Genomic DNA, 26,013 nt, shown 5'->3' on the forward strand with positions numbered 1-26,013 from the left:
CCGGCCGAAGCTAAGGAGCCAGCCATGCTGCGCACACTCGGGTTACTCGCCTTGCTGGCGCCGCTCGTGGCCAGCGCCACCGACGCCGCCACGATCACGCGCCAGGGCAACGGCAAGGGCGCCGCGCCCTGCATGGCCTGCCATGGCGTGGATGGTGGCGGCATGGCGATCAATGCCTATCCGCGGCTGGCCGGCCTCGACGAGGCCTATCTCCAGCGCCAGCTCGACGACTTCGCCAACGGCACGCGCGCCAACCCGGTGATGCAGCCGAACGCCACCCTGCTCAGCGAGGATGAACGCGCCGCGCTGGCGAAGTACTACGCCGCGCTGCCCGTGCCGGCGCGCTTTGCGGCGCCGACGCCGGCCAGGCCGGATGCCGTCGGCGAACGGCTCGCCACGCGCGGCGACTGGAGCCGTGGCCTGCCCGCCTGCGTGCAATGCCACGCGCCCGGCGGCGTGGGCGTGGGCGCGAATTTCCCGCCGCTGGCCGGACAGCCCGCGGCCTACATCGCGGCGCAGCTGCGGGCGTGGCAACAGGGCACGCGCCGCAACGATCCGCTGCAACTGATGCGGCACGTCGCGCAGCAGCTCACGCCGCAGGAGATCGAGGCCGTGGCCGGCTGGTTCGCTGCGCAGCCGCTGCCAGCCAAGGGAAGTGCGCCATGAAGAACCTGCCGCTCGTCTTGCTCGCCGCGTTGCTGCTCGCTGGATGTTCGCATCCGGCCACGGAAACGCCGGTGGCCGCAAAGCCCGCGCCGACCGCCAGCGCTGCCAATGCGCCGGCAAAGCACGAGGCCGCGCCTGCCTTCACGCCGCCGGCCGAAGCCGACATCCCCGATGGCCCCATGGGCGACGAGATCCGCCTCGGCCGCGCGATCTTCACCGACACGCCCGCGCATGCGCACGACTACGTGGGCAGCGGCCTCAGCTGCAGCAACTGCCACCTCGACGCGGGGCGCCTCGCCAATTCCGCGCCGCTGTGGGGCGCCTGGGGCATGTACCCGCAATACCGCAAGAAGAACGGCCACGTGAACAGCTTCGGCGAACGCTTGCAGGGTTGCTTCCGCTACAGCATGAACGGCAAGGCGCCGCCGCTGGACGGCGAGATCATCGTGGCGCTGGAAAGCTACGCGTGGTGGATGTCGAAGGGCGCGCCGAACGGCGTGAAGCTGGCCGGCGCGGGTTATCCCAAGCGGGGCTTCAAGCCGCCACAACCACCCGACTACGCGCGCGGCGCTGCGGTGTACGCGAAGAACTGCGCGCTGTGCCACGGCGCCGACGGCCAAGGCCAGCAGGTGGACGGGCGCAACGTGTTCCCGCCGCTGTGGGGGCCGCAGTCCTTCAACTGGGGCGCCGGCATGCAGCAGCTGGACAATGCCGCCGCCTTCATCAAGGCCAACATGCCGTTCAGCCGCGGCGGCATGCTGAGCGACCAGGACGCCTGGGACGTGGCGATGTACATGGACGCCCACGAACGCCCGCAGGATCCGCGCTACGCCGGCGACGTCGCCGCCACGCGCGCGAAGTACCACGACACGCCGATGTCGCTGTACGGCACCGTGGTGAACGGCCACCTGCTGGGCAGCGCACCGGCGAAGTGAGCACCGGCCACGCGGCACCGGCGGCACTGTGCCAAAGCCCAATGGCGTCGGGGAGGGTGGCGCCTACAATGTGGGCTTCCCCCACCCGGAGTCCTCCCATGAGCAGTCTCGACGGCAAGGTCGCCCTCATCACCGGCGCGGCCAGCGGCCTCGGCAAGGCGATGGCCGAGTTGTACGCGAAGAACGGCGCCGCAGTGGCGATCTGCGACATCAACCAGCAGGCGGCCGACGCCGTCGCCACGGAAATCAACGTCGCCGGCGGCAAGGCCATCGGCGTGGCGATGGACGTCACCGACGAGGCCGCGGTGGACGCGGGCACCGACAAGGTGGTGGCGGCGTTCGGCCACCTGGACATCCTGATCTCCAACGCCGGCGTGCAGATCATCAATCCCATCGACCAGTTCAGCTACGCGGACTGGAAGAAGATGCTGGCGATCCACCTCGACGGCGGCTTCCTCACCACGCGCGCCGCGCTGCGCCACATGTACAAGGGCGATCGCGGCGGCATGGTGATCTACATGGGCTCGGTGCATTCGCACGAGGCCTCGAAGCTCAAGGCGCCCTACGTCGCCGCCAAGCACGGCCTGCTGGGCCTGGCGCGCACGCTGGCGAAGGAAGGTGCGGCGCACAACGTGCGCTCGCACGTGATCTGCCCCGGCTTCGTGCGCACGCCGCTGGTGGAGAAACAGATCCCGGAACAGGCGAAGGAGCTGGGCATCAGCGAGGCCGAGGTGATCAAGAACGTGATGCTGAAGGATACCGTGGACGGCGTGTTCACCACGGTCGAGGACATCGCGCAGACCGCGCTCTACCTCGCCACCTTCCCCAGCGCCGCGCTGACCGGGCAGAGCATCGTGGTGAGCCACGGTTGGTACATGCAGTGAGCCGCATCGCAGGCGCGGCATCGGAGTCGCTGGCCGCGCGGATGGCGCGCGACTACGCCTGCGTGGCCCTGGTGCTGCAGGGCGGCGGCGCGCTGGGCGCCTACCAGGCCGGCGTGGTCGAGGCGCTGGAGGAGGCGCAACTGCGCCCGGACTGGATCGCCGGCATCTCCATCGGCGCGTTGAACGCGGCGATCATCGCCGGCAATCCGCCGGAGCGCCGCGTCGAGCGCCTGCATGCGTTCTGGGAGGCGATCTGCCAGCCGGCGGTGTGGCCGGCGTCGCCGTGGCTCGATGCAGCCAACTGGCCGTTGCCGATGCAGAGCGGCTTCAGCGGCCTCGCCGCGTGGCGCGCGCTGGTCGAAGGCCAGCCCGGCTTTTTCAGCCCGCGCGTGCCGCCGCCATTCCTGCAGGCGCATGCCACGCCTGCCAGCGCGAGCTGGTACGACACCGCACCGCTGCGCGCCACGCTGGAGCGGCTGGCCGATTTCGACCGCATCAACGACGCGCGCGAAATGCGCGTGTCGGTGGGCGCGGTGAACGTGCGCAGCGGCAACTTCGCCTATTTCGACAACACCAGGGAACGCCTGCGGCCCGAGCATTTCATGGCCTCCGGCGCGTTGCCGCCGGGCTTCCCCGCGGTGGAGATCGACGGCGAGTTCTGGTGGGACGGCGGCGTGGTTTCCAACACGCCGCTGTACAAGGTGCTCACCGAGCGGCCGCAGCGCGACATGCTGGTGTTCCAGGTCGACCTGTGGCGCGCGCAGGGCGAACTGCCGCGCGACATGGCCGGCGTGGCCGAGCGCAGCAAGGAGATCCAGTATTCCAGCCGCACCCGGCTGATGACCGAGTACATGCGCGAGAACCGCCGCCGCCAGCGCCTGCTGAAGGAGCTGATGGCGCTGGTGCCGCCTGGGCGGCGCGAGGATCCCGCGTATCGACGCGCCGAATGCGAGGCGCGCGGCGCGCTGGTGAACCTGATCCACCTGATCTACCGCGACAAGCCCTACGAGGGGCACTACAAGGACTACGAGTTCAGCGCGGCCAGCATGCGCAGCCACTGGCAGGGCGGCCTCGACGACATGCGTCACACGCTGGCTCACCCCGCGTGGCTGGAAACGCCGTCGCCCGAGCAGCCGTTCGTGGCGCATGACGTGCACCAGGGCTGATGCCCTGGCGCCCGTTCGATGGCTGCGTGTGACCCGTACCGCGAGGCCGCGGACAGGCTTTCAGTCGCGATGCACCTGCAACCCCGCCGCGGACTGGCTCACCGGCATGATTTCCAGGCGCGTGATGTCGAGGTGCGGCGGCAGGTTGGCGATCCACCAGATGGTGTCGGCGATGTCGCCGGCGGTGATCGGGTGGGCGCCGGCGTAGAGCTTGTCCGACGCGGCCCGGTCGCCACTGGTGCGCACCAGGGTGAACTCGGTCTCGGCCATGCCGGGTTCGATCGAGGTGACGCGCACCCCGGTGCCGTGCAGATCCACGCGCAGGTTCTGCGAGAACTGGGTGACGAAGGCCTTGGTGCCGCCGTACACGTTGCCGCCGCGGTACGGGTAGCTGCCCGCGATCGAGCTGATGTTGACGATGGCGCCGCGGCGCTCGATCAGCCGCGGCAGCAGCGCGTGCGTCATCGTCGCCAGCGCGGTGACGTTGGTGTCGATCATCTGCCGCCACTGCGCGAGGTCGGCCTGCTGCGCCGGCGCGGTGCCAAGCGCGAGGCCGGCGTTGTTCACCAGCAGGTCGATGCCGGCGAAATCCGCGGGCAGGCCGGCGACCGCGGCGCGCAGCGCGGCTTCGTCGCGGATGTCGAAGGCGACGGCGTGCACCTTGTCGGCGCCGTGCGCGTCCACCAGCTTCTGCAGGCGCTCGGCGCGCCGGCCGCTGGCGATCACGCGCCAGCCGCCGGCCACGAAACGTTCCACGGTGGCGGCGCCGAAGCCGGCGGTGGCGCCGGTGATCCACGCAGTCTTGCTGCTCATGCGGGCATGCCTCGAAGCAACGGGTGGTTTACTTGCCTTCCTTCAGCGCGATCGAGCTGATGCCGGCGCTGGCGAGGCGCTGCTTGGTCGCCTCCAGCGCACTGGCGCTGGCGAACGGCCCCAGCCGCACGCGGTGGAAGGTCTGGCCATCGATGGTGACGGTCTGCACGTTGGCCACGAAGCCTTGCATGGCGAGCTGTGCCTTGCTGGCTTCGGCCTTCGCGGCGTCGGGGAAGGCGCCGATCTGCAGCAGGTAGCCACTGCCGGCGGCGGGCTTCGGCACCGCGGTGGCGGGCGCGGCCTCCACGTTCTGCGTGGCCACGGTCGCGCGGGTGGGCGCAGCCGGCTGCTGCGCGGTGGGCGCGGCGGCGGGAGCGGCCGCCGGGGCCGCGGCGGCGGCCTGCTGCTCGGCCTTGGCCTGCGCGCTGATCTCGGCGTCCGGGATGCGCACTTCCTTCTCCGACAGCACGGAGTAGAAGTCGAACTGCGGCTTCTTCGGCGCGCTGTCGGCCGTGCCCGGCGCCACCGCGCCGGCATCGCTGGGCGCCGCGGCGGTGGCTTGCGGATTGGCCTGCGGGCCCGCCTTCGGCGCCATCGGCAGCAGCGAATGGCGCATCAGGAAGGCCAGCGCCAGCCCGCCGATCAGGATGCCGACGAGGATCGCGGCCCAGGTGGGAAACCCGCCGCCGCTGTTGCGTACCGCCTGCCGGCCCTTGCCTTTGCCGCTGCTTTTGCGTGTTGCCATCACATGCTCTCCGGGGCGGTGAGGCCCAGCAGATCCAGGCCGTTGCGCAGCACCTGCCGGGTCGCCACCACGAGGGCGAGGCGGGCGTCGCGCAGATCCTTGTCGTCGACCAGGAACTGGTACGAGTTGTAGTAGGTGTGGAACGCATTGGCCAGCTCGCGCAGCCAGACGGCGAGCAGGTGCGGCTCCAGGTTCGAGGCAGAGGCTGCCACCACTTCGGGGTAGCGCGACAGCTCGGTGAGCAGCGCCTGCTCGTGCTCGTTGTCCAGCCGCGCGAGCTGCGCCAGCCCATTGTCCTGATCGAACGTGAACCCCTTCTCGCCGGCCTGGCGCAACACGCTGCACACGCGGGCGTGGGCGTACTGGATGTAGTAGACCGGGTTGTCGTTGGTCTGCGAGCGGGCCAGGTCGATGTCGAACACCAGCTGCGAGTCGCCCTTGCGCGAGATCAGGAAGTAGCGCGTGGCGTCGCGGCCCACCTCGTCGATCAGGTCGCGCAGGGTGACGTAGCTGCCGGCGCGCTTGGAGATCTTCACCTCCTCGCCGCCGCGCATCACGGTGACCATCTGGTACAGCAGGTAGTCGGGGTAGCCCTTGGGGATGCCGGCGTCCAGCGCCTGCAGGCCGGCCTTCACGCGGGCCAGCGAGCCGTGGTGGTCGGAGCCCAGCACGGTGATCGCCTTGCCGTAGCCGCGCTGCCACTTCGAGAGGTGGTAGGCCACGTCCGGCACGAAATAGGTGTACGTGCCGTCCGACTTGCGCATGACGCGATCCTTGTCGTCGCCGAAGTCGGTGGTCTTCAGCCACAGCGCGCCGCCTTCCTCGTAGGTGTGGCCGTGGGCGATGAGTTCGCGCACGGCCTCTTCCACCTTGCCGTCGGTGTAGAGCGAGGATTCGAGGAAGTACACGTCGAAGTCCACGCCGAAGGCCTGCAGGTCGAGGTTCTGCTCGTGGCGCAGGGCGGCGACGGCGAAGGCGCGAATCGCGTCGAGGTTGTCGGGATCTTTCGCGCCGGTGACGGTATGGCCTTCCACGGTGACGCTGTCGCCGGCGAGATAGGCCCGCGCCACGTCGGCGATGTAGTCGCCGCGGTAGCCGTCCTCCGGCCAGCCTTCGTCGCCGGGGGCGAGGCCGCGCGCGCGCGCCTGCGTGGAGACGGCGAGGTTGCCGATCTGCACGCCGGCATCGTTGTAGTAGAACTCGCGCTTCACGTCCCAGCCGCTGGCTTCCAGCAGGCGTGCCACGCAGTCGCCCAGCGCCGCGTTGCGGCCGTGGCCCACGTGCAGCGGGCCGGTGGGGTTGGCCGAGACGAATTCCACGCCCACCGTGCGGCCCGCACCCTGCGCGTTGCGGCCGTAGCCGGTGCCTTGCTCGAGGATGCGGCGCACCTGCGACTGGCTGGCATCGGCGGCGAGGAAGAAGTTGATGAAGCCGGGCCCGGCGATCTCCACCTTGGCCAGCAGCTCGTTGGCCGGCAGGGCGGCCACCAGCTGCTCGGCCAGCTCGCGCGGCTTGGCGCGGGCGGATTTCGCCAGCAGCATCGCGGCGTTGCAGGCGAAATCGCCGTGCTCGCGGCTGCGCGTGCGCTCGATCACGAAGCCGGGGATCGCCAGCTCGGCGGGCAGGGCGGCCTGCGTTTGCAGGGCGTGGATGGCCCCGAGGATCAGTTCGTGCAGCTGGGCTTTCACGGGCGCATGCGGTTCCGGGATGGAACCGATAATCGTAGCAGAGCGGCGGGCGAGGCGGCCCGCGGCGGCAGCGTGGCGCCGGTTTGTGGCGGTGCGACCGGGTACTTGTGGATAAGTCTGTGGGGAACGCCGCGCGCCGCATGGCGCATTGCGCACGATTCGCAAGGGCATTTCGCATTCTTTGAAAAAAAGCAATATGTAACAATTAGTTATCCAGCATGCTTGAAGTCATGCTTGCGCTGGAGCCCGCAAATGCCGGTTGTGGGCATTTGTGCATAAGTAACGGGCGCTTGGCGGCCATGTCTGCAGCGCCGGTTCGTCATCGGCCTGTCATGCAGCGCTGCCACACTGGCTACGTGCCGGTGGAATTCCCCTCCCACCCGGTATCCGGAGAAGCCGCTCTCTCCGCTCCCCGCAATCGGCACCTACGGCGCGGCTCATCCCCGCGCCGCTTTTTTTGGCGCTGTCGTTATTGGGGGGGCGTTGCCGCGCCATCGCTGGCGCAATGCGGAAAATCGCCGGCGGCGGCTTTGCTCAGATCAGCCCGCGCGCCGCCATCGACACCGGCGCGCCATGGCCGATCACCAGGTGATCCAGCACGCGCACCCCCACCAGTTGCAGGGCGTCGCGCAGTTCGCAGGTGATGGCGCGGTCGGCCGCGCTGGGTTCGGCCACGCCGCTCGGATGGTTGTGGGCGAAGATCACCGCGCAGGCGTTGTGCTGCAGGCAGGCGCGCACCACCTCGCGCGGATGCACGCTGGCGCCGTCCACCGTGCCGCGGAACAGCTCCTCGAAGGCCAGCACGCGGTGGCGGTTGTCCAGGAACAGGCAACCGAACACTTCGTAGGGCAGATGGCGCAGCCGGGCGCTGAGGTAACTGCCGCTGTCGCGCGGATTGCCCAGCGCGGGCGCTTCGCGCAGTTGCTCGGCGAGGCTGCGCCGGGCCAGTTCCAGTGCGGCGGCGATGCGTGCGCGTTTCGCCGGGCCGAGGCCGGCGGCGCGCACCGAGCGGTCGGGCCGGCCAAGCAGGGCGCCGAGGCTGCCGGCGCTCACCAGCAGTTCGCGGCCCAGCGCGATCGCGTCCTTGCCGCGCACGCCGCTGCCTAGCAGCACGGCCAGCAGCTCCGCGTCGGACAGCGTGCCGCTGCCGCGCGCCAGCAGTTTTTCGCGGGGTCGTTCGCCAGTGGGCCAGTCGCGGATGCTCATGCCGGAAGCGTGACGGCGAACGCGCGATGCAGGCAGCAGTCGCGCGGCACGATTCCGGTAAGCTAACCATCTGCCCGCACGTCAGGCCTTGCCTACATGAGTCTTGCCCAACGCCGCATCCTGCTGGGAGTGTCCGGCGGCATCGCCGCCTACAAGTCCTGCGAACTGGTTCGCCGCCTGCGCGAACAGGGGGCCGAGGTGCGCGTGGTGATGACGGCGGGCGCGGGGCACTTCGTGGGCGCGGCCACCTTCCAGGCGCTGTCCGGCCAGCCGGTGCGTACCACGCTGTGGGACGAAAACGCCGAGGCCGCGATGGGCCATATCGAGCTGGCGCGCTGGGCCGAGCGCATCCTGATCGCCCCGGCCAGCGCGGACATCCTCGCCAGGCTCGCGCACGGCCACGCCGACGACCTGCTCACCACGCTGTGTCTGGCCAGCGCCGCGCCGCTGTACGTGGCGCCGGCGATGAACCAGCAGATGTGGGCGCACCCGGCGGTGCAGGCCAACATCGTCCTGCTGTGCCAGCGCGGCGTGCAGGTGCTCGGCCCGGCGGCGGGTGAACAGGCCTGCGGCGACGTGGGTTCGGGCCGCATGCTGGAGCCGCACGAACTGCGCGACGCGCTGGCCGCCTCGTTCGGCAGCGGCGTGCTGGCCGGCATGGACGTGGTGGTCAGCGCCGGCCCCACCTTCGAGGACATCGACCCGGTGCGTTTCATCGGCAACCGCAGCTCCGGCAAGATGGGCTTCGCGGTGGCGCAAGCCGCCGCCGAGGCCGGTGCGCGGGTGACCCTGGTGGCCGGCCCGGTGAGCCTGGCCACGCCGCCCGGCGTGGCGCGCCGCGTCGACGTACGCAGCGCCGCGCAGATGCATGCCGCCGTGCTGGATGCCTGCGCGCAGGCGCAGATCTACGTCGGCGCGGCGGCGGTGGGCGACTACCGGCCGTGCGAAGTGGCCGAGCGCAAGCTGAAGAAGCAGGCCGGGGCGGATCTCGTGCTGCAGCTGGCCGAGAACCCCGACATCCTCGGCAGCCTGTCGGCACAGGCGCAGCATCCCTTCCTCGTCGGCTTCGCCGCCGAGACGCACGACGTGGCGCGCTACGCGCAGGACAAATTGCAGCGCAAGGGCCTGGACATGATCGCCGCCAACCGCGTCGGCGACGGGCTGGGTTTCGAGACCGCCGACAACGCGCTGGATGTGTACTGGGCCGACGGCATGCTGGCGCTGGCGCGCGCCGGCAAGGCCGAGCTGGCGCGGCAACTGGTGGCCTGCGTGGCCGAACGCTATCGCGCGGTGCGCGGGTGAGCGCGGCGATGCTGGACGTGGAGCTGAAGATCCTCGACCCGCGGCTGGGCGACACGATTCCGCTGCCCGAGGCGGCCACAGCCGGCAGCGCGGGCATGGATCTGCGCGCCGCGCTCGACGCGCCGCTCGTGCTGCAGCCGGGCGACAGCGCGCTGGTGCCCAGCGGCATCGCCATCCATATCGGTGATCCGGGCTGGTGCGCGCTGATCGTTCCGCGCTCCGGGCTGGGCCACAAGCAGGGCTTGGTGATGGGCAACCTGGTCGGCGTGATCGACGCGGACTACCAGGGCCCGCTGATGATTTCCTGCTGGAACCGCGGCCGCGAGCCGGTCACCATCGGCGTGGGCGACCGCATCGCCCAGCTGCTGCTGGTGCCGGTGGCGCAGGCGCGGCTGAAGATCGTGGCCGACTTCGCGCCCAGCGCGCGCGGCGCCGGCGGTTTCGGATCGACGGGCATCAAGTAGTCCGGCCCGGCACGGCCGGCGTGTGTGGCAGATGTAGGGCAGGGGATGGCAATGAGTGAAACCAAGGAATCGTGGCGCGCTCAATTGGACGTGCAACGCCTGCTGCCGCTGGCGCTGGGCACGCTGCTGACCCTGCTCGGCGCGTTCTGCGCATGGCAAACGTGGCTGATTGCCGACGAAGGCCACGCGGCCGAACGCGTGCGGCAGGCGCGCGACGTCGCGGTGCAGCAGCTGGCGCAGGTGGTGGCCGCGCAGCGCGAAACGGTGCGGAAGGCGGCTGCGTCGCTGGATCCGGCCCTGCTGCAAGGCGACCGCGCCGCATTGACGGCGGCGCTGCAGGCCAGGTTGCCGCAGGCGCGGCAGATCGACGTCTACAGCGCCAGCCTCAATGAAGTGGTGCACGCGGATTTCCGCGCGTTCGGCTACGCCAAGGCGGCGCAACTGATGGCCGCGCAGACCGCCGATGGCCTGCCGCCGGTGCAGAGCGTGGCGCCGGGCGCGAACGATCGCCGCCTCAGCGTGATAGTGCCGCTGGGCTCGCCGCAGCAGGCCTGGCTGTGGGTGGAGCTGCCGTTCGCGCCGCTGCGGCGAGCCCTCGACGCGGTATCGCCCGCGGGCGGGCGGCTGGATCTGCGGCAGGGCGACGCCAGCGCCGACATGCGCATCCTTTCGCACGGCAGCGCGGGCGCCCAGGTTGAGCCCGTCGCCAAGATGGTGCCGGGCAGCACGTTCAGCGTGGCCGCGGCGCTGCCGGTGGCCTTCATCGTGCTGCCGCGCTCGTGGCCACTGGCGGCCCTGCTGGCCCTGGCCGGCCTGGGCGGCGGCTTCTACCTGCTGTGGTGGCGTCAGCGCCGGCGCGCCGGATCGGTGGTCGAGCAGGGCATCGACATCGACGAGTTCAAGCAGGCCGACGAGGCCGCGCGCAAGGCCGCGCCGCCCGAGCCGGTGATTCCCAGGCTCGCCGCCCCGGTGGCCGCCGCGCCCGCGCCGGTGGCCAGGCCGGCGTCGAACGTGGCGGTCGATCCGGCCATCTTCCGCGCCTACGACATCCGCGGCGTGGTGGGCCAATCCCTGGACGCCGACGTGGCGCGCCTGCTGGGCCAGTCCATCGGCACGCTGATGCGCGAGCAGGGCCTCGGCGAGATCGTGGTGGGCCGCGACGGCCGCCTGTCCGGCCCGGAACTGGCCGGTGCGCTGGCCGACGGCCTGCGCGAGGCCGGCGTGGACGTGATCGATCTCGGCGCGGTGCCCACGCCGGTGGTGTACTTCGCCGCCTACCACTACAACACCGGCTGCGGCGTCGCGGTCACCGGCAGCCACAACCCGCCGGACTACAACGGCTTCAAGATCGTGGTCGGCGGCCAGACGCTGGCCGAGGGCGCGATCCAGGATCTGTACCGGCGCATCGCCGACAATGCGCTGGAGCACGGCGGCGGCGGCCAGCTGCGCCAGCTCGACGTGCTGCCGGACTACCTCGAGCGCATCGTCTCCGACGTGCAGGCCGAGCGCCGGCTCAAGGTGGTGGTGGACTGCGGCAACGGCATCCCCGGCGCGGTGGCGCCGCAGGTGCTGGCCGGCATCGGCTGCGAAGTGGTGCCGCTGTACTGCGACGTGGACGGCACGTTCCCGAACCATCACCCCGACCCGTCCGATCCGCACAACCTCGAAGACCTGATCCTCGCGGTGAAGCAGACTGGCGCGGATCTCGGCGTGGCCTTCGATGGCGACGGCGACCGCCTCGGCGTGGTGACGAAGGCGGGCGAGATCGTCTTCCCCGACCGCCTGCTGATGCTGTTCGCGCGCGACGTGCTATCGCGCCAGCCGGGCGCCACCATCATCTACGACGTGAAGTGCACCGGCCACCTCAAGGGCCAGGTTCTGGAGGCCGGCGGCAGCCCGCTGATGTGGCGCACCGGCCACTCGCTGATCAAGGCCAAGATGCGCGAGACCGGCGCCGAGCTGGCCGGCGAGATGAGCGGCCACTTCTTCTTCAAGGAGCGCTGGTACGGCTTCGACGACGGCATCTACGCCGGCGCGCGCCTGATGGAAATCCTTGCCGGCGACCTCGAGGAGCGCAGCCCCGAGGAGATCTTCGACACCCTGCCCAAGGGCGTTTCCACGCCCGAGCTGAAGATCCCGATGGCCGAAGGCGAGCACTACCGCTTCATGGAGAAGTTCGTGGCGGATGCGAGCTTCGACGACGCCACCATCATCACCATCGACGGCGTGCGCGCCGACTGGCCGGACGGCTGGGGCCTGGTGCGCGCGTCGAACACCACGCCGGTGCTGGTGCTGCGTTTCGACGCCGACAACCCGGTGGCGCTCAAGCGCATCCAGCAGGCGTTCCGCCGGCGCCTGCTGGCGGTGGATTTCCGGCTGAAGATGCCATTCTGACGCGTGCGCGCCGATCGCGGCGCGCGCGATTCAGGCCGCGGAGTTGAAGCAGGTCGCGTCGGTCAGTGCTGCTCGTTCTGCGCCGCTTGCAGGTCGCGGTAATGCGCCAGCTGTTGCGCCTGTTGCTGCGCGGCCTGGTCGCGCAGCGCCTGCTGGTGCTGCAGCACCGCCTGCAGGCCGCTCACCACGCCGCGCTGCTTGGCGATGCCGTCCTGCAGGAATTTCGGCACCGGCTGCTTGTCGTGCTCGGCTTCCGCGGCGCGGGCCAGCAGGTCGGTCAGCGCCTGCTCCTGGCTGCGCAGGTTGAGCTTGCTGGTGTGGATCTGCTGATCCATGTTCGCCAGCGCCTGCTGCAGCGAGGTCTTGTACGAGGCTTCGTCGGGATAAGCGGCAAGGATCTGCTCGTCGGTACGGGCCTGATCCTCGGCGGCGCGCCTGGCGTCGGCCTGCTGCTTGGCCAGCTTCTGCGCGGCGGCGCGTTCCTCCGGGGTGAGCTGGCGCTGCACGCGCTGCACCACCATGCCCTGGTCGTTGACCACGACGTAGCCGTACTTGAGCGCGTCCTGGGTGAGGCTGTCGCTGAAGTGCGGCAGGCCCTGGCCGTCCACCCACTTGTAGCGCAGGCCGCTGTTGTTGGCGTTTTGCTGGGCGCAGACCGAGGCGCTGGCAAGCAGCGCGGCGGCGAACAGGATGGAATATGGCTTGCGCATGTAAGTCTCCCCTTGGCCGGCAGTATAGACGCCGGTGCCGTCCTCAGCCGTGCGCGCCGTAGCGTTCGCGATAGGCCACGAGCCGGGCATGCTCGGCGGCCAAGTCCGGCCGTTCGCCCGCGTAGGCCAGCACGTCGGCGAGGCTGGTGATTGCGATCACCGGGATGCCGTGGTCGCGCGCCACTTCCTGCGCGGCGGAGAGCTCGCCCTGGCCGCGCTCCTGCCGATCCAGCGCGATCAGCACGCCGGCCGGCGTGGCGCCGTGCGCGCGGATCAGCGCCAGCGACTCGCGCACCGCGGTGCCGGCGGTCATCACGTCGTCCACGATCAGCACGCGGCCCTTGAGCGGCGCGCCCACCAGCATGCCGCCTTCGCCGTGATCCTTGGCCTCCTTGCGGTTGTACGCCCAGGGCAGGTCGCGGCCGTGCCGGTCGGCCAGCGCGATGGCGGTGGCGGCGGCCAGCGCGATGCCCTTGTAGGCCGGGCCGAACAGCATGTCCACGTGGATGCCCGCGTTGACCACCGCGGCGGCATAGGCGCGGCCGAGCTGGCCCAGCGCGGCGCCGGAGTCGATGCGCCCCATGTTGAAGAAATACGGGCTCTGCCGTCCGGACTTCAGCGTGAACTCGCCGAAGCGCAGCACTTCGCGTTGCAGGGTGAGTTCGATGAAATCGCGCTGGTAGTCCTGCATGGCAACTCTCGTCAGGGAAGGGCGCGCCACAGCAGGTGCTGCGGCCCGGAGCGTCCGCCATGGTACAGCGTGCCGCTGTCCGCGAAGCCCGCGCGCCGGTACAGCGCCAGCGCGGCGGCGTTGCTGCAGTTCACCGTGAGCACGATGCGGCGCGCCTGCGGGTGGCGCTGCGCGAGGTCGGCCAGCAGGGCGTCCAGCGCGTGCGCGCCGAGGCCGCGGCCCTGCCACGCGGCATCGAGCTGGAACGAGCGCAGGCCCAGCGCTTCCGCGTCGGCGTCGCGTCCGGCGAGGCTGCGCGCGCTGCGTTCGATGCGGTAGTAGCCGATCACCGTGTCGTCCAGCAGTATCGCCATCGGCTGGCTGCCCGGGCACTGCTCGGCGTCGGGCAGGGTGTGCGCGGGCGGGCTCACGAAACCGTCCTGCTCCGGCCGCACGTGCAGACGCAGCACCGCCTCGCGCCATTCGGGGCTGACGGGCTGGACGCGAAGGATGGGCGATGCGGGCATGGTTGCTATGATGCCCGCATTGCCCAGGGAGCCGCGCATGCGCATCATCAGCCTCAACGCCAACGGCATCCGTTCCGCCGCGACCAAGGGCGTGTTCGGGTGGCTGCGCCAGCAAAAGGCCGACGTGGTCTGCCTGCAGGAAACCAAGGCGCAGGAAGACCAGCTCGCCGATCCGATGTTCCGCCCCGACGGCCACCACTGCTTCTACCGCGACGCCAGCAGCAAGAAGGGCTACTCCGGCGTGGCGATCTACGCGAAGCGCGAACCCGACGAGGTGCGCACCGCGCTGGGCTGGGACGCCTTCGACGACGAGGGCCGCTACGTCGAGGCGCGCTTCGGCAACCTGAGCGTGGTGTCGTTCTACATCCCCTCCGGCTCCTCCGGCGACGAGCGCCAGCAGTTCAAGTTCAAGGCGATGGATCGGCTGGCGCCCATCCTCGACGAGTGGCTGAAGAGTGGGCGCGACTACGTGCTGTGCGGCGACTGGAACATCGTGCGCAGCGCCAAGGACATCAAGAACTGGAAGTCCAACCAGAAGAACTCCGGCTGCCTGCCGGAGGAGCGCGCGTGGATGGACGGCCTCATCGAGCGCGGCTGGGTGGACAGCTACCGCACCCTGCATCCGGAGGGCGAGGACTACACGTGGTGGTCGAACCGCGGCAACGCGCGCGCGAACGACGTGGGCTGGCGCATCGACTACCAGCTCGTCACGCCCGCGCTGGCCAAGCGAATGCAGCGCTGCGCGATCTACCGCGACGAGCGCTTCTCCGACCACGCGCCGTACACCGTCGACTATGCCGACTGAAGCCGCGGCGCCGGCGCGCCGCCCGTCGATCTGGCAGGCGTTCTCGCAGCCGGCCGCATGGACGATGTGCCTGCTCGGGTTTTCCTCCGGGCTGCCGTTCCTGCTGGTGTCCTACACGCTGTCGTTCTGGCTGAAGCAGGACGGCATCGTGCTGAAGGAGATCACGATGATCGCCAGCGCCAGCATGACCTACGTGTTCAAGTTCGCGTGGGCACCGCTGCTGGATCACTGGAAGCTGCCGTTACTGGCGCGGCTGGGCCAGCGGCGCGGCTGGCTGTTGCTCGCGCAGGTCGGCGTCGCCGCGGGCCTGCTGGCGATGGCCGCGCTGACGCCGCGGCAATTGCCGCTGTTCGTGGCGGCCACGCTGTTCGTCGCCTTCATGGGCGCCACCCAGGACATCGCCATCGACGCCTACCGCATCGAGATCGCGCCGCCCTCGGCGCAGGGCGCGCTGGTGGCGACGTATTCGCTGGGTTACCGGCTCGGCCTGCTGGTTTCCGGCGCGCTGGCGCTGATTCTCGCCGACCACATCCGCTGGGCGCAGATCTACGTGCTGATGGCCGTGGCGATGGCGCTGCCGTTGCTGGTCACGCTGGCGATGCGCGAGCCGGAGGTGCTGCGTCGCTCACCGGCTTCGTGGCGGCAGGCGATGCGCGAAAGCGTGGTCGATCCGTTCGCCGATTTCTTCCGGCGCTACGGCATACCGCTGGCGTTGCTGACCCTGCTGTTCATCCTGCTGTTCAAGATCCCCGAGCAGGCCATCATCGGCGGCGTGATGGGGCCGTTCTACCGCGACATGGGCTTTTCCAATACCGAGATCGGCGCGGTCACCAAGATCTACGGCATCTGGATCGGCATTGCCGGCGCCTTCGCCGGCGGCGTGGCAGTGGCGCGCTGGGGCGCGTGGCGCTCGCTCGGCGGCTGCATCGTGCTCGGCGCGGTCAGCAACCTGCTGTACCTGTTGTTGACCCATCATCCCGGCCACCTCGCAATGCTGACGCTGGCGATTTCCGGGCAGAATTTCTTCGAGGGCATGCTCGGGCCGCCGACGGTGGCCTTCCTGTCCCTGCTGGTGAACCGGCAGCACACGGCCACGCAATACGCGCTGCTCAGCTCGCTGGTGAACCTGTCCGGCAAGGTGCTCGGCTTCTTCGCCGGCGCCATCGTGGCCGTCTCGGGCTACGGCGGCTACTTCGTCATCACGGTGTTCTCGGTGCTGCCGGCGATGCTGCTGTTCGCCGCCCTGTGGCGGCGCTTCGATCCGCTCTCTTCGCCTTCCGCCGAGGAAAGCTGAAGGCGCTTTGCGAACTGCGCCACGGATTGCCGCGCCGGCTGTTGCCGGCCGCCGTGCCGCAGGCGACGATCCTCGGCACAGGGGGCGGACAACGAAGGGCGGTGCCATGCCTGATCTCGTGATACGCCAGGTCGACCATCTGCTGGCCGAACGCATCCGCGCCTTCGCCAAGGCGCGCGAGTGGAGCCTCAACGAGGTGTTGCTGCATGCGTTGCGGCGCGGCCTCGGCGCCGCCGAAAGCGGCCAGCATGCCGAAACCTCGGTCGAGGCCGACGAGCTCAGCATGCTGGCCGGTTCGTGGAACGCAACCGAGCAGGCCGTGTTCAGCGAAACCGTGCAGGCGCTTTCGACCACGCGGGGGGATGCGCTGTTGCCGGTTTTGCGCGAGGCCTGAGAACGCCGGTCTAGCCGCTTGGGCGCGGCGCGGGATGGATCGCGCCGAGCACGCGCGGCCCGCGCGCGCCGGTGACGGCGGGCAGGTTGCCGGGCAGGCCGAGCAGGCGTTGCCGGGCCAGCCACGCGAACGCGGTGGCTTCGAGGAAATCGGGATCGACGCCGAACGCGGCGGTGCTGGCCAGCGTGCGCGGCGACAGCAGTTCGGCGAGCCGGCGCATCAGCGCGCCGTTGTGTACGCCGCCGCCGCAGGCGAGCACGTCCTCCGCGTCCGGTGCATGGCGCGCGATGGCTTCCGTCACGCTGCGCGCGGAGAGTTCGAGCAGCGTGGCCTGCACGTCGGCGGGTGCCAGTGCGGCCACGCGCGGATGCGTGGCCAGCCAGTCGAGATGGAAGTGTTCGCGGCCGGTGCTCTTGGGTGGCGGCAGCGCGAAATAGGGATCGGCGAGCAAGGCATCGAGCAAGGCGTCGTCGATCCTGCCGCTGGCGGCGAATGCGCCGTCGCGGTCGAATGCCTCGCCGCGATGGCGCAGGCACCACGCGTCCATCAGGCCGTTCGCCGGGCCGGTGTCGAAGCCGATCACGCCGCCGTCGGCGCCCAGCACGGTGATGTTGGCAATGCCGCCGAGGTTCAGCACCACGCGGACATGGCCGGGGCGCGCCAGCAGCATCGCGTGCACAGCCGGCAGCAGCGGCGCGCCCTGGCCGCCGGCGGCCACGTCGGCGCGGCGGAAGTCCGCCACCACATCAATGCCGCTGCGCTCGGCGATCACGCTGGGGTCGCCCACCTGCAGGGTGAACGGGTGCTCGCCGCAGGGACGGTGGCGCAGGGTCTGGCCGTGCGAGCCGATCGCGCGCACGGCGGAGGCCGGCGTGCCGCTTTGTTCGAGCAGCTCCTGCGCGGCTTCCGCGAAGCAGGCGCCGATCGCGACGTCGAGGCGGCCGTAGGCGTCCAGGTCGAGCCGCGTCTCGTCCTGCGCGACCGCGAGAATGCGCTCGCGCAGACCGGCCGGCCACGGGTGAGTGCGCGCGGCGACGGGATGCGGCGTGTCGCCCTCGAAGCGTACCAGCGCGGCGTCGATGCCGTCGGCGCTGGTGCCGGAAATCAGGCCGATGTACAACGACCGTGAATCATTCATGCGGGAGTACGCGTCAATCGCTGTCCGGCGTCGTGGCAGCAGCGTCGGCGCGCGCCATCTGGTAGCGCTTGTCGAGCATCTGCAGGCGTGCAAGTTGCGGCTTCACCACAGTGGACTCGAACTTCGCCAGCTCTGCGGCCGGAAGCGGCTGCGGCTTGGGCATGGTCACGGTCAGCGGATTGACCTGGTTGCCGTCGATGCGCACTTCGTAGTGCAGGTGCGGGCCGGTGGCCAGGCCGGTCATGCCGACGTAGCCGATCACCTCGCCCTGGCTCACATGGCTGCCCACGCGCTCGCCGCTGGCGAAACGGGACATGTGGGCGTAGGCGGTGGAATACGTGGCGTTGTGCTTGATCAGCACGAAGTTGCCGTAGCCGTTCTCCCAGCCGCGGTAGACGATGGTGCCGTCGCCCGCGGCGTGGATCGGCGTGCCGGCCGGTGCGGCGTAGTCCACGCCTTTGTGTGCGCGCGTGTAGCCGAGGATGGGGTGCTTGCGGGCCATGCTGAAGACCGAGGAGATGCGCGTGAACGCCACCGGCGTGCGCATCAGCGACTTGCGCAGCGGACGGCCGTCCTCGCTGAACCAGCCCACGCTGCCGTCGGCCTGCCTGAAGCGGTAGGCGGTGTAGCGCTTGCCCTGGTTGACGAACTCCGCGGCCACGATGTCGCCTTCGTGCAGGTAGGCGCCGTCGCGGTAGACGTCGTTGTAGATCACCGTGAAGCTGTCGCCGCTGCGGATGTCCTTGATGAAGTCGACGTCGTATTTGAAGATGTCCGCCAGCTTCACCACCATCGAGTCGTTCATGCCGGCCTTGGCGGCGGCGGCGAACAGGCTGCTGCGGATCACGCCGTGCGCCACTTCCTCGCGCACGTCCATCTCGCGCGGCTGCAGTGTCAGCGTGGGCTGCGGGCCGTCGAGGCGCACGATGGCGCGGTTTGCCTGATCCTTGTCGAAGCGGAAGCCGCGCAGGCTGCCGCCGGGGCCGAGCAGGAAGTCGAACTCCTCGCCGGGACGGATGTTGTGCAACGCGGATTTCGCGTCGCCGGCGGCATTCATCACCTTCTGCAGGTCGGTGAGGCTGAGGCCGCGACCACCGAAGATGTCGGAAAGCGTCTGGCCCGGCTGCACGCGCACTACCTGCCAGTCATCCACCGTGGAGGCGGTCTGCTGGATCGGACTCAGCTTCGGCAGTGCCAGCGGCAGCAGGGTGTGCGCCTCGGCCATGGGCGCGGGTTTCATCGCGGTGGCCCAAGCCGGCATGATGAAGCCGGAGAGCAGGGTCGCCATCAGCGCGGTGCCGGCCAGCACCCAGCGTTCGCGGTGCCAATGGATCGGCGTGGAGGATTCCGAACGGTCGAACGACCAGTGCGCGCAACGCTCGTAGAAGCTGCAGTGCCGACGCTGCGCCTTGCGGCAAATGGCCTGCTTGCGTGCGCGGAGCCCCCCCCGGATTTTCCCACTCATGCTGCGCGAACCTCGTCGTACAAAGTAACAAACCCGCGTACCATAGATGCCGCATGACGAGTGCGTCAATCCCTTTTCCATCAAGGGTTTGCGTCAGGTTTTCGATTAACGCACAATTAACGCTGAAACGTGATTGCCATCGCCCCAATGGCTGTCATGGCAACCATAACTTTTCGAGGAAGGCATGAGCGAAGCTGAGCAGGCGTTGGCCACGATTGCGCGTGGCGCCGACGAAATCATCAAGCGCGAGGATCTGCTGGAGCGGCTGAAGACGGGCCGCCCGCTGCGCATCAAGGCTGGCTTCGATCCCACCGCGCCGGATCTGCACCTGGGCCATACCGTGCTGCTCAACAAGATGCGCCAGTTCCAGGATCTGGGGCACCAGGTGATCTTCCTGATCGGTGACTTCACCGGCATGATCGGCGACCCCACCGGTAAGAACGCCACGCGCAAGCCGCTCACCCGCGAGGACGTGCTGAAGAACGCCGAGACCTACGCCGCGCAGGTGTACAAGGTGCTCGACCGCGAGCGCACCGAGGTGCGCTTCAATTCCGAGTGGTTCAGCAAGATGACGGCGGCCGACATGATCCGGCTCGCCGCGCAGCACACCGTGGCGCGCATGCTGGAGCGCGACGATTTCGCCAAGCGCTACGCCGCGCAGCAGCCGATCGCCATCCACGAGTTCATGTATCCGCTTACCCAGGGCTACGACTCGGTGGCGCTGGAGGCCGACGTCGAGCTGGGCGGTACCGACCAGAAGTTCAACCTGCTGATGGGCCGCGGCCTGCAGGAACACTTCGGGCAGAAGCCGCAGATCGTGCTCACCATGCCGCTGCTCGAAGGCCTGGACGGCGTGCACAAGATGTCCAAGTCGCTGGGCAACTACATCGGCATCGACGAACCGGCGATCGACATCGTCACCAAGACCATGAAGATCGGCGACGAGTTGATGTGGAAGTGGATCGACCTGCTCAGCTTCGAGATCGGCGTCGATGAAGCGAAGGTGCTCCGGCACGCCATCGAAAGCGGCAACCTGAATCCCCGCGACGTGAAGCTGCGCCTGGCGCGCGAACTGGCCACCCGCTTCCACGACGCGGCTGCCGCCGAGCAGGCCATTGCGGGCTGGCATGCGGTGGTGCGCGGCGAGGGCGACACCTCGCTGTTGCCGCTCACGGAAATCGTTGCGACAGCCGAAGGCCTGCGCCTGCCTGCCTTGCTCACTGCGGCGGGACTTACCGCCAGTAACTCCGAGGCGAACCGCAAGCTCAAGGAGCGTGCGGTGCGCATCGACGCGGAGGTGGTGGAGGATGCGCAGCGCGTGTTCGCCGCGGGTTTCGAGGGCGTGCTGCAGGTCGGCAAGCGCAACTTCGCCCGGGTGCGATTGACCGGCGGCTGATCGCCGGGCGCGCTTTCAAGGCTTTGTTTCGCGCAAGATCAAAGGCTTGCGCGAAAGAGTGAAAATTCTTCGAAGAAATCGCTTGCCAATATCGGGGTGCCTGCCTACTATTCGCGCCCCACTGCTGCATCGGCACGGTGCGTCACCACTCTGCAGAAAAAGATTCTTCGCAGCGGGTGTTGACGGACAGGAAAGACGATGTATAGTAGGCGGTTCACCGGGACGAAATGTCCCACGGCGGAAAGCTCCGCGGTGAAGTGATCTTTGACAGTGTGCACAGGTGAATTGTGTGGACGCCTTGCGCTGGCGGGTCGATGACCTGTCCAAGCAATGCAAGCGTCCCACCCAAAAGAAAGTCAGTAATGAGTTTTGATTGGTTGGGGTCACGCTTCAGAAAGATAGATCTTCTTCGGGAGATCGAAAACTTAAGTGAAGAGTTTGATCCTGGCTCAGATTGAACGCTGGCGGCATGCCTAACACATGCAAGTCGAACGGCAGCACAGGTAGCAATACCGGGTGGCGAGTGGCGGACGGGTGAGTAATGCATCGGGATCTACCCAAACGTGGGGGATAACGTAGGGAAACTTACGCTAATACCGCATACGTCCCATGGGAGAAAGCGGGGGCTCGCAAGACCTCGCGCGGTTGGACGAACCGATGTGCGATTAGCTAGTTGGTAGGGTAATGGCCTACCAAGGCGACGATCGCTAGCTGGTCTGAGAGGATGATCAGCCACACTGGGACTGAGACACGGCCCAGACTCCTACGGGAGGCAGCAGTGGGGAATATTGGACAATGGGCGCAAGCCTGATCCAGCAATGCCGCGTGTGTGAAGAAGGCCTTCGGGTTGTAAAGCACTTTTATCAGGAGCGAAATGCCATGGGCCAATACCCCGTGGAGCTGACGGTACCTGAGGAATAAGCACCGGCTAACTTCGTGCCAGCAGCCGCGGTAATACGAAGGGTGCAAGCGTTAATCGGAATTACTGGGCGTAAAGGGTGCGTAGGCGGTTCGTTAAGTCTGTCGTGAAATCCCCGGGCTCAACCTGGGAATGGCGATGGATACTGGCGAGCTAGAGTGTGTCAGAGGATGGTGGAATTCCCGGTGTAGCGGTGAAATGCGTAGAGATCGGGAGGAACATCAGTGGCGAAGGCGGCCATCTGGGACAACACTGACGCTGAAGCACGAAAGCGTGGGGAGCAAACAGGATTAGATACCCTGGTAGTCCACGCCCTAAACGATGCGAACTGGATGTTGGTCTCAACTCGGAGATCAGTGTCGAAGCTAACGCGTTAAGTTCGCCGCCTGGGGAGTACGGTCGCAAGACTGAAACTCAAAGGAATTGACGGGGGCCCGCACAAGCGGTGGAGTATGTGGTTTAATTCGATGCAACGCGAAGAACCTTACCTGGCCTTGACATGTCCGGAATCCTGCAGAGATGCGGGAGTGCCTTCGGGAATCGGAACACAGGTGCTGCATGGCTGTCGTCAGCTCGTGTCGTGAGATGTTGGGTTAAGTCCCGCAACGAGCGCAACCCTTGTCCTTAGTTGCCAGCACGTAATGGTGGGAACTCTAAGGAGACTGCCGGTGACAAACCGGAGGAAGGTGGGGATGACGTCAAGTCCTCATGGCCCTTACGGCCAGGGCTACACACGTACTACAATGGTCGGTACAGAGGGTTGCAATACCGCGAGGTGGAGCCAATCCCAGAAAGCCGATCCCAGTCCGGATTGGAGTCTGCAACTCGACTCCATGAAGTCGGAATCGCTAGTAATCGCAGATCAGCTATGCTGCGGTGAATACGTTCCCGGGCCTTGTACACACCGCCCGTCACACCATGGGAGTGAGTTGCTCCAGAAGCCGTTAGTCTAACCGCAAGGGGGACGACGACCACGGAGTGGTTCATGACTGGGGTGAAGTCGTAACAAGGTAGCCGTATCGGAAGGTGCGGCTGGATCACCTCCTTTCGAGAACGACAGCGCGATCCGTCGCGCAAGACGTCCACACAAGACACCTGTATTTCACGTAGCGTCCCTGCAAGAAAGCTTTGCGGGTCTGTAGCTCAGGTGGTTAGAGCGCACCCCTGATAAGGGTGAGGCCGGTGGTTCGAGTCCTCCCAGACCCACCATCACTGGTCGCCGGATCCTTCGGCGGAAAACTGGCCATCCTTGGCCGGACTCTTCACCAAAGGCTATGGGGCCATAGCTCAGCTGGGAGAGCACCTGCTTTGCAAGCAGGGGGTCGTCGGTTCGATCCCGACTGGCTCCACCACGATGGACTGCGTGAAGACAAGCACACTAAAAGATTTTGAAGCGAGGCGGCGTTGAGGCCGTTCTTGTGTTCTTTGAAAACTGGCAAACGAGTGACAAGCGTCTTGGTTCGAACTGAACCGAGACACGTGTTGAGGCACGAACAGGTGGTTTGAAAGTATGGCCCTGAGGCGACTTGGGGTTATATGGTCAAGCGACCAAGCGTATACGGTGGATGCCTTGGCAGTCAGAGGCGATGAAGGACGTGGCAGCCTGCGAAAAGTGTCGGGGAGCTGGCAACAAGCTTTGATCCGGCAATGTCCGAATGGGGAAACCCACCTAGCAATAGGTATCCGTAACTGAATTCATAGGTTGCGGAAGCGAACCCGGGGAACTGAAATATCTAAGTACCCGGAGGAAAAGAAATCAACCGAGATTCCGTCAGTAGCGACGAGCGAACGCGGACTAGCCCAAAAGTGCACAGTGTTTTAGTCGAAGGGTCTGGAAAGGCCCGCCGCAGACGGTGATAGCCCGGTAGGCGAAAGGGCACCGTGCATGAAATTGAGTAGGGCGGGGCACGAGAAACCCTGTCTGAACATGGGGGGACCATCCTCCAAGGCTAAATACTCCTGACTGACCGATAGCGAACAAGTACCGTGAGGGAAAGGCGAAAAGAACCCCGGAGAGGGGAGTGAAATAGACCCTGAAACCGTATACGTACAAGCAGTGGAAGCCCGTAAGGGTGACTGCGTACCTTTTGTATAATGGGTCAGCGACTTACTGTCAGTGGCAAGCTTAACCGTCTAGGGGAGGCGAAGGGAAACCGAGTCTGAATAGGGCGCATAGTCTCTGGCAGTAGACCCGAAACCGAGTGATCTATCCATGGCCAGGTTGAAGGTGCGGTAACACGCACTGGAGGACCGAACCCACATCTGTTGCAATAGATGGGGATGAGCTGTGGATAGGAGTGAAAGGCTAAACAAACTCGGAGATAGCTGGTTCTCCTCGAAAGCTATTTAGGTAGCGCCTCGGACGAATCTTCCTGGGGGTAGAGCACTGTTATGGCTAGCGGGTCATCGCGACTTAGCAAACCATGGCAAACTCCGAATACCAGGACAGACTATCCGGGAGACACACGGCGGGTGCTAACGTCCGTCGTGAAAAGGGAAACAACCCAGACCCGCAGCTAAGGTCCCCAAGTTCTAGCTAAGTGGAAAACGATGTGGAAAGGCATAGACAGCCAGGAGGTTGGCTTAGAAGCAGCCATCCTTTAAAGAAAGCGTAATAGCTCACTGGTCGAGTCGGTCTGCGCGGAAGATTTAACGGGGCTAAGCTAGACACCGAAGCTCGGGGTGCACAGCAATGTGCGCGGTAGAGGAGCGTTCCGTAAGCCTGTGAAGGTGGATTGTAAAGTCTGCTGGAGGTATCGGAAGTGCGAATGCTGACATGAGTAACGATAATGCGGGTGAAAAGCCCGCACGCCGAAAGCCCAAGGTTTCCTCGCGCAACGTTCATCGGCGCAGGGTGAGTCGGCCCCTAAGGCGAGGCAGAAATGCGTAGTCGATGGGAAGCTGGTTAATATTCCAGCACTGGTCTGTAGTGCGATGTGGGGACGGAGAAGGTTAGGTCTACCGGGCGTTGGTTGTCCCGGGGAAAGGCGGTAGGCATGAGGGTTAGGCAAATCCGGCCCTCTTTATGCCGAGCACCGAGACGAGCCCTTTTGGGCGAAGTGACTGATACCACGCTTCCAGGAAAAGCCACTAAGCTTCAGCTACAGCCAACCGTACCGTAAACCGACACTGGTAGGCAGGGTGAGAATCCCAAGGCGCTTGAGAGAACTCGGGTGAAGGAACTAGGCAAAATGGCACCGTAACTTCGGGAGAAGGTGCGCCCTCCGACGTGGTCACGTGCGTGACTGAGCGTTAGAGGGTCGCAGTAACCTGGCCGCTGCGACTGTTTATCAAAAACACAGCACTCTGCAAACACGAAAGTGGACGTATAGGGTGTGACGCCTGCCCGGTGCTGGAAGGTTAATTGATGGGGTCAGCCGCAAGGCGAAGCTCTTGATCGAAGCCCCAGTAAACGGCGGCCGTAACTATAACGGTCCTAAGGTAGCGAAATTCCTTGTCGGGTAAGTTCCGACCTGCACGAATGGCGTAACGACAGCGGCGCTGTCTCCACCCGAGACTCAGTGAAATTGAAATCGCTGTGAAGATGCAGCGTTCCCGCGGCAAGACGGAAAGACCCCGTGAACCTTTACTATAGCTTTACACTGAACGTTGAGTTCTTCTGTGTAGGATAGGTGGGAGGCTACGAAACCGAGACGCCAGTTTCGGTGGAGCCATCCTTGAAATACCACCCTGAAGTGCTTGACGTTCTAACCTCGGCCCGTAATCCGGGTCAGGGACCGTGTATGGTGGGTAGTTTGACTGGGGCGGTCTCCTCCCAAAGAGTAACGGAGGAGCACGAAGGTACGCTCAGCGCGGTCGGACATCGCGCACTGTGTGCAAAGGCATAAGCGTGCTTGACTGCAAGATCGACGGATCAAGCAGGTACGAAAGTAGGTCTTAGTGATCCGGTGGTTCTGTATGGAAGGGCCATCGCTCAACGGATAAAAGGTACTCCGGGGATAACAGGCTGATACCGCCCAAGAGTTCATATCGACGGCGGTGTTTGGCACCTCGATGTCGGCTCATCACATCCTGGGGCTGTAGCCGGTCCCAAGGGTATGGCTGTTCGCCATTTAAAGTGGTACGCGAGCTGGGTTCAGAACGTCGTGAGACAGTTCGGTCCCTATCTGTCGTGGGCGTTGGAGATTTGAGGGGGGCTGCTCCTAGTACGAGAGGACCGGAGTGGACGTTCCGCTGGTGTTCGGGTTGTCATGCCCATGGCATTGCCCGGTAGCTATGAACGGAAGCGATAACCGCTGAAAGCATCTAAGCGGGAAGCGCGCCCCAAGATGAGATCTCCCGAGAGTTCAACTCTCCTGTAGGCACCATTTAGACTAAGTGGTTGATAGGCGCGGTGTGGAAGTGCAGCAATGCATTGAGCTTACGCGTACTAATGAGCCGTGCGGCTTGACCATATAACCCCAAGTGGCCT

20 protein-coding genes, 2 tRNA genes and 2 rRNA genes are annotated in these 26,013 nt (G+C 66.7%); 15 read left to right on the top strand and 9 right to left on the bottom strand.

What is annotated here, in order from left to right; genetic code table 11:
• Positions 1–24 precede the first annotated feature (24 nt).
• The 4 genes from ACZ5Z2_RS00335 (at position 25) to ACZ5Z2_RS00350 (ending at position 3,651) form a co-directional block, all read left to right on the top strand.
• Positions 25–666 carry a c-type cytochrome gene (locus ACZ5Z2_RS00335; RefSeq protein ID WP_464760000.1) on the top strand — a complete coding sequence of 214 codons (642 nt, stop codon included), beginning with the start codon at positions 25–27 and terminating at the stop codon, positions 664–666.
• On the top strand, positions 663–1,601 hold the full coding sequence (locus ACZ5Z2_RS00340; RefSeq protein ID WP_464760001.1) for a c-type cytochrome: 939 nt from the start codon (positions 663–665) through the stop codon (positions 1,599–1,601). The genes ACZ5Z2_RS00335 and ACZ5Z2_RS00340 overlap by 4 nt, the downstream gene beginning before the upstream one ends.
• Positions 1,602–1,699: 98 nt before the next feature.
• Positions 1,700–2,485, top strand: a complete 786-nt coding sequence (locus ACZ5Z2_RS00345; protein WP_464760002.1) for a 3-hydroxybutyrate dehydrogenase — start codon at positions 1,700–1,702, stop codon at positions 2,483–2,485.
• Positions 2,482–3,651, top strand: a complete 1,170-nt coding sequence (locus tag ACZ5Z2_RS00350; protein ID WP_464760003.1) for a DUF3734 domain-containing protein — start codon at positions 2,482–2,484, stop codon at positions 3,649–3,651. Before ACZ5Z2_RS00345 ends, ACZ5Z2_RS00350 begins: the two co-directional genes overlap by 4 nt.
• Before the next feature lie 60 nt (positions 3,652–3,711).
• Here ACZ5Z2_RS00350 and ACZ5Z2_RS00355 read toward each other — a convergent pair whose 3' ends face one another.
• From ACZ5Z2_RS00355 to radC, 4 genes are all read right to left on the bottom strand, one after another.
• Positions 3,712–4,464, bottom strand: a complete 753-nt coding sequence (locus ACZ5Z2_RS00355; protein WP_464760004.1) for an SDR family NAD(P)-dependent oxidoreductase — start codon at positions 4,462–4,464, stop codon at positions 3,712–3,714.
• Positions 4,465–4,492: 28 nt separating this feature from the next.
• Positions 4,493–5,209: an SPOR domain-containing protein gene (locus ACZ5Z2_RS00360; protein ID WP_464760005.1), complete on the bottom strand. Its 717-nt coding sequence runs from the start codon at positions 5,207–5,209 to the stop codon at positions 4,493–4,495.
• Positions 5,209–6,897 carry an arginine--tRNA ligase gene (argS, locus tag ACZ5Z2_RS00365; protein WP_464760006.1) on the bottom strand — a complete coding sequence of 563 codons (1,689 nt, stop codon included), beginning with the start codon at positions 6,895–6,897 and terminating at the stop codon, positions 5,209–5,211. The genes ACZ5Z2_RS00360 and argS overlap by 1 nt, the downstream gene beginning before the upstream one ends.
• A gap of 534 nt (positions 6,898–7,431) precedes the next feature.
• Positions 7,432–8,103, bottom strand: coding sequence for a RadC family protein (gene radC, locus ACZ5Z2_RS00370; RefSeq protein ID WP_464760007.1), 672 nt, complete (start codon positions 8,101–8,103; stop codon positions 7,432–7,434).
• 96 nt (positions 8,104–8,199) lie between these two features.
• Between radC and coaBC the strand changes: the two genes are divergently transcribed.
• From coaBC to ACZ5Z2_RS00385, 3 genes are read left to right on the top strand one after another with little or no spacing between them, the layout of a single operon-like run.
• On the top strand, positions 8,200–9,405 hold the full coding sequence (coaBC, locus tag ACZ5Z2_RS00375; protein ID WP_464760008.1) for a bifunctional phosphopantothenoylcysteine decarboxylase/phosphopantothenate--cysteine ligase CoaBC: 1,206 nt from the start codon (positions 8,200–8,202) through the stop codon (positions 9,403–9,405).
• 8 nt (positions 9,406–9,413) lie between these two features.
• Positions 9,414–9,869 carry a dUTP diphosphatase gene (gene dut / locus ACZ5Z2_RS00380; protein WP_464761741.1) on the top strand — a complete coding sequence of 152 codons (456 nt, stop codon included), beginning with the start codon at positions 9,414–9,416 and terminating at the stop codon, positions 9,867–9,869.
• A gap of 45 nt (positions 9,870–9,914) precedes the next feature.
• Positions 9,915–12,263 carry a phosphomannomutase/phosphoglucomutase gene (locus tag ACZ5Z2_RS00385; protein WP_464760009.1) on the top strand — a complete coding sequence of 783 codons (2,349 nt, stop codon included), beginning with the start codon at positions 9,915–9,917 and terminating at the stop codon, positions 12,261–12,263.
• Between the two features lie 62 nt (positions 12,264–12,325).
• Here ACZ5Z2_RS00385 and ACZ5Z2_RS00390 read toward each other — a convergent pair whose 3' ends face one another.
• From ACZ5Z2_RS00390 to ACZ5Z2_RS00400, 3 genes are read right to left on the bottom strand one after another with little or no spacing between them, the layout of a single operon-like run.
• A complete protein-coding gene (locus ACZ5Z2_RS00390; protein ID WP_464760010.1) occupies positions 12,326–12,973 on the bottom strand; it encodes a DUF4124 domain-containing protein in 648 nt (215 codons plus the stop codon).
• 43 nt (positions 12,974–13,016) lie between these two features.
• Positions 13,017–13,664, bottom strand: coding sequence for an orotate phosphoribosyltransferase (pyrE, locus tag ACZ5Z2_RS00395; protein ID WP_464760011.1), 648 nt, complete (start codon positions 13,662–13,664; stop codon positions 13,017–13,019).
• A gap of 11 nt (positions 13,665–13,675) precedes the next feature.
• Positions 13,676–14,170: a GNAT family N-acetyltransferase gene (locus ACZ5Z2_RS00400; RefSeq protein WP_464760012.1), complete on the bottom strand. Its 495-nt coding sequence runs from the start codon at positions 14,168–14,170 to the stop codon at positions 13,676–13,678.
• Between the two features lie 37 nt (positions 14,171–14,207).
• On the opposite strand from ACZ5Z2_RS00400, the gene ACZ5Z2_RS00405 reads away from it, so the two are divergent.
• The 3 genes from ACZ5Z2_RS00405 to ACZ5Z2_RS00415 all read left to right on the top strand — a co-directional run bounded on the left by ACZ5Z2_RS00405 (position 14,208) and on the right by ACZ5Z2_RS00415 (position 16,663).
• A complete protein-coding gene (locus tag ACZ5Z2_RS00405) occupies positions 14,208–14,975 on the top strand; it encodes an exodeoxyribonuclease III (protein ID WP_464760013.1) in 768 nt (255 codons plus the stop codon).
• A complete protein-coding gene (locus tag ACZ5Z2_RS00410) occupies positions 14,965–16,269 on the top strand; it encodes an AmpG family muropeptide MFS transporter (protein ID WP_464760014.1) in 1,305 nt (434 codons plus the stop codon). The genes ACZ5Z2_RS00405 and ACZ5Z2_RS00410 overlap by 11 nt, the downstream gene beginning before the upstream one ends.
• 106 nt (positions 16,270–16,375) lie before the next feature.
• Entirely contained in the window at positions 16,376–16,663 is a 288-nt protein-coding gene (locus ACZ5Z2_RS00415) for a hypothetical protein (RefSeq protein ID WP_464760015.1), read from the top strand.
• Positions 16,664–16,673: 10 nt separating this feature from the next.
• Here the strand turns inward: ACZ5Z2_RS00415 and ACZ5Z2_RS00420 are convergent, their stop codons facing one another.
• Positions 16,674–17,801, bottom strand: coding sequence for an anhydro-N-acetylmuramic acid kinase (locus ACZ5Z2_RS00420; protein WP_464760016.1), 1,128 nt, complete (start codon positions 17,799–17,801; stop codon positions 16,674–16,676).
• A gap of 13 nt (positions 17,802–17,814) precedes the next feature.
• Positions 17,815–19,266 (bottom strand): OapA family protein, encoded by a 1,452-nt coding sequence (locus ACZ5Z2_RS00425; RefSeq protein ID WP_464760017.1) that lies wholly within the window; start codon positions 19,264–19,266, stop codon positions 17,815–17,817.
• Between the two features lie 184 nt (positions 19,267–19,450).
• Between ACZ5Z2_RS00425 and tyrS the strand changes: the two genes are divergently transcribed.
• The 5 genes from tyrS (at position 19,451) to ACZ5Z2_RS00450 (ending at position 25,996) form a co-directional block, all read left to right on the top strand.
• Positions 19,451–20,662, top strand: coding sequence for a tyrosine--tRNA ligase (gene tyrS / locus ACZ5Z2_RS00430; protein ID WP_464760018.1), 1,212 nt, complete (start codon positions 19,451–19,453; stop codon positions 20,660–20,662).
• 426 nt (positions 20,663–21,088) lie between these two features.
• Positions 21,089–22,629 (top strand): 16S ribosomal RNA (locus tag ACZ5Z2_RS00435).
• A gap of 84 nt (positions 22,630–22,713) precedes the next feature.
• Positions 22,714–22,790 (top strand) — tRNA-Ile (locus ACZ5Z2_RS00440).
• Positions 22,791–22,857: 67 nt separating this feature from the next.
• Positions 22,858–22,933 (top strand) — tRNA-Ala (locus ACZ5Z2_RS00445).
• Positions 22,934–23,119: 186 nt separating this feature from the next.
• Positions 23,120–25,996: ribosomal RNA gene (locus tag ACZ5Z2_RS00450) — 23S ribosomal RNA — on the top strand.
• Together the 16S and 23S rRNA genes with 2 tRNA genes alongside form the textbook arrangement of a ribosomal RNA operon.
• The last annotated feature ends 17 nt before the right edge of the window (positions 25,997–26,013 follow it).

The organism is Rhodanobacter sp. G1, from assembly GCF_055397855.1.

Excerpts from the sequence above, each read along its gene's own strand:
- ACZ5Z2_RS00390 (WP_464760010.1), bottom strand. The coding sequence starts at position 12,973 with ATGCGCAAGCCATATTCCATCCTGTTCGCCGCCGCGCTGCTTGCCAGC.
- ACZ5Z2_RS00360 (WP_464760005.1), bottom strand. The coding sequence starts at position 5,209 with ATGGCAACACGCAAAAGCAGCGGCAAAGGCAAGGGCCGGCAGGCGGTA.
- ACZ5Z2_RS00420 (WP_464760016.1), bottom strand. The coding sequence starts at position 17,801 with ATGAATGATTCACGGTCGTTGTACATCGGCCTGATTTCCGGCACCAGC.
- ACZ5Z2_RS00415 (WP_464760015.1), top strand. The coding sequence starts at position 16,376 with ATGCCTGATCTCGTGATACGCCAGGTCGACCATCTGCTGGCCGAACGC.
- ACZ5Z2_RS00405 (WP_464760013.1), top strand. The coding sequence starts at position 14,208 with ATGCGCATCATCAGCCTCAACGCCAACGGCATCCGTTCCGCCGCGACC.
- dut (WP_464761741.1), top strand. The coding sequence starts at position 9,414 with ATGCTGGACGTGGAGCTGAAGATCCTCGACCCGCGGCTGGGCGACACG.
- ACZ5Z2_RS00410 (WP_464760014.1), top strand. The coding sequence starts at position 14,965 with ATGCCGACTGAAGCCGCGGCGCCGGCGCGCCGCCCGTCGATCTGGCAG.
- ACZ5Z2_RS00385 (WP_464760009.1), top strand. The coding sequence starts at position 9,915 with ATGGCAATGAGTGAAACCAAGGAATCGTGGCGCGCTCAATTGGACGTG.
- tyrS (WP_464760018.1), top strand. The coding sequence starts at position 19,451 with ATGAGCGAAGCTGAGCAGGCGTTGGCCACGATTGCGCGTGGCGCCGAC.
- ACZ5Z2_RS00340 (WP_464760001.1), top strand. The coding sequence starts at position 663 with ATGAAGAACCTGCCGCTCGTCTTGCTCGCCGCGTTGCTGCTCGCTGGA.
- coaBC (WP_464760008.1), top strand. The coding sequence starts at position 8,200 with ATGAGTCTTGCCCAACGCCGCATCCTGCTGGGAGTGTCCGGCGGCATC.
- radC (WP_464760007.1), bottom strand. The coding sequence starts at position 8,103 with ATGAGCATCCGCGACTGGCCCACTGGCGAACGACCCCGCGAAAAACTG.
- pyrE (WP_464760011.1), bottom strand. The coding sequence starts at position 13,664 with ATGCAGGACTACCAGCGCGATTTCATCGAACTCACCCTGCAACGCGAA.
- ACZ5Z2_RS00335 (WP_464760000.1), top strand. The coding sequence starts at position 25 with ATGCTGCGCACACTCGGGTTACTCGCCTTGCTGGCGCCGCTCGTGGCC.
- ACZ5Z2_RS00400 (WP_464760012.1), bottom strand. The coding sequence starts at position 14,170 with ATGCCCGCATCGCCCATCCTTCGCGTCCAGCCCGTCAGCCCCGAATGG.
- ACZ5Z2_RS00345 (WP_464760002.1), top strand. The coding sequence starts at position 1,700 with ATGAGCAGTCTCGACGGCAAGGTCGCCCTCATCACCGGCGCGGCCAGC.
- ACZ5Z2_RS00355 (WP_464760004.1), bottom strand. The coding sequence starts at position 4,464 with ATGAGCAGCAAGACTGCGTGGATCACCGGCGCCACCGCCGGCTTCGGC.
- ACZ5Z2_RS00425 (WP_464760017.1), bottom strand. The coding sequence starts at position 19,266 with ATGAGTGGGAAAATCCGGGGGGGGCTCCGCGCACGCAAGCAGGCCATT.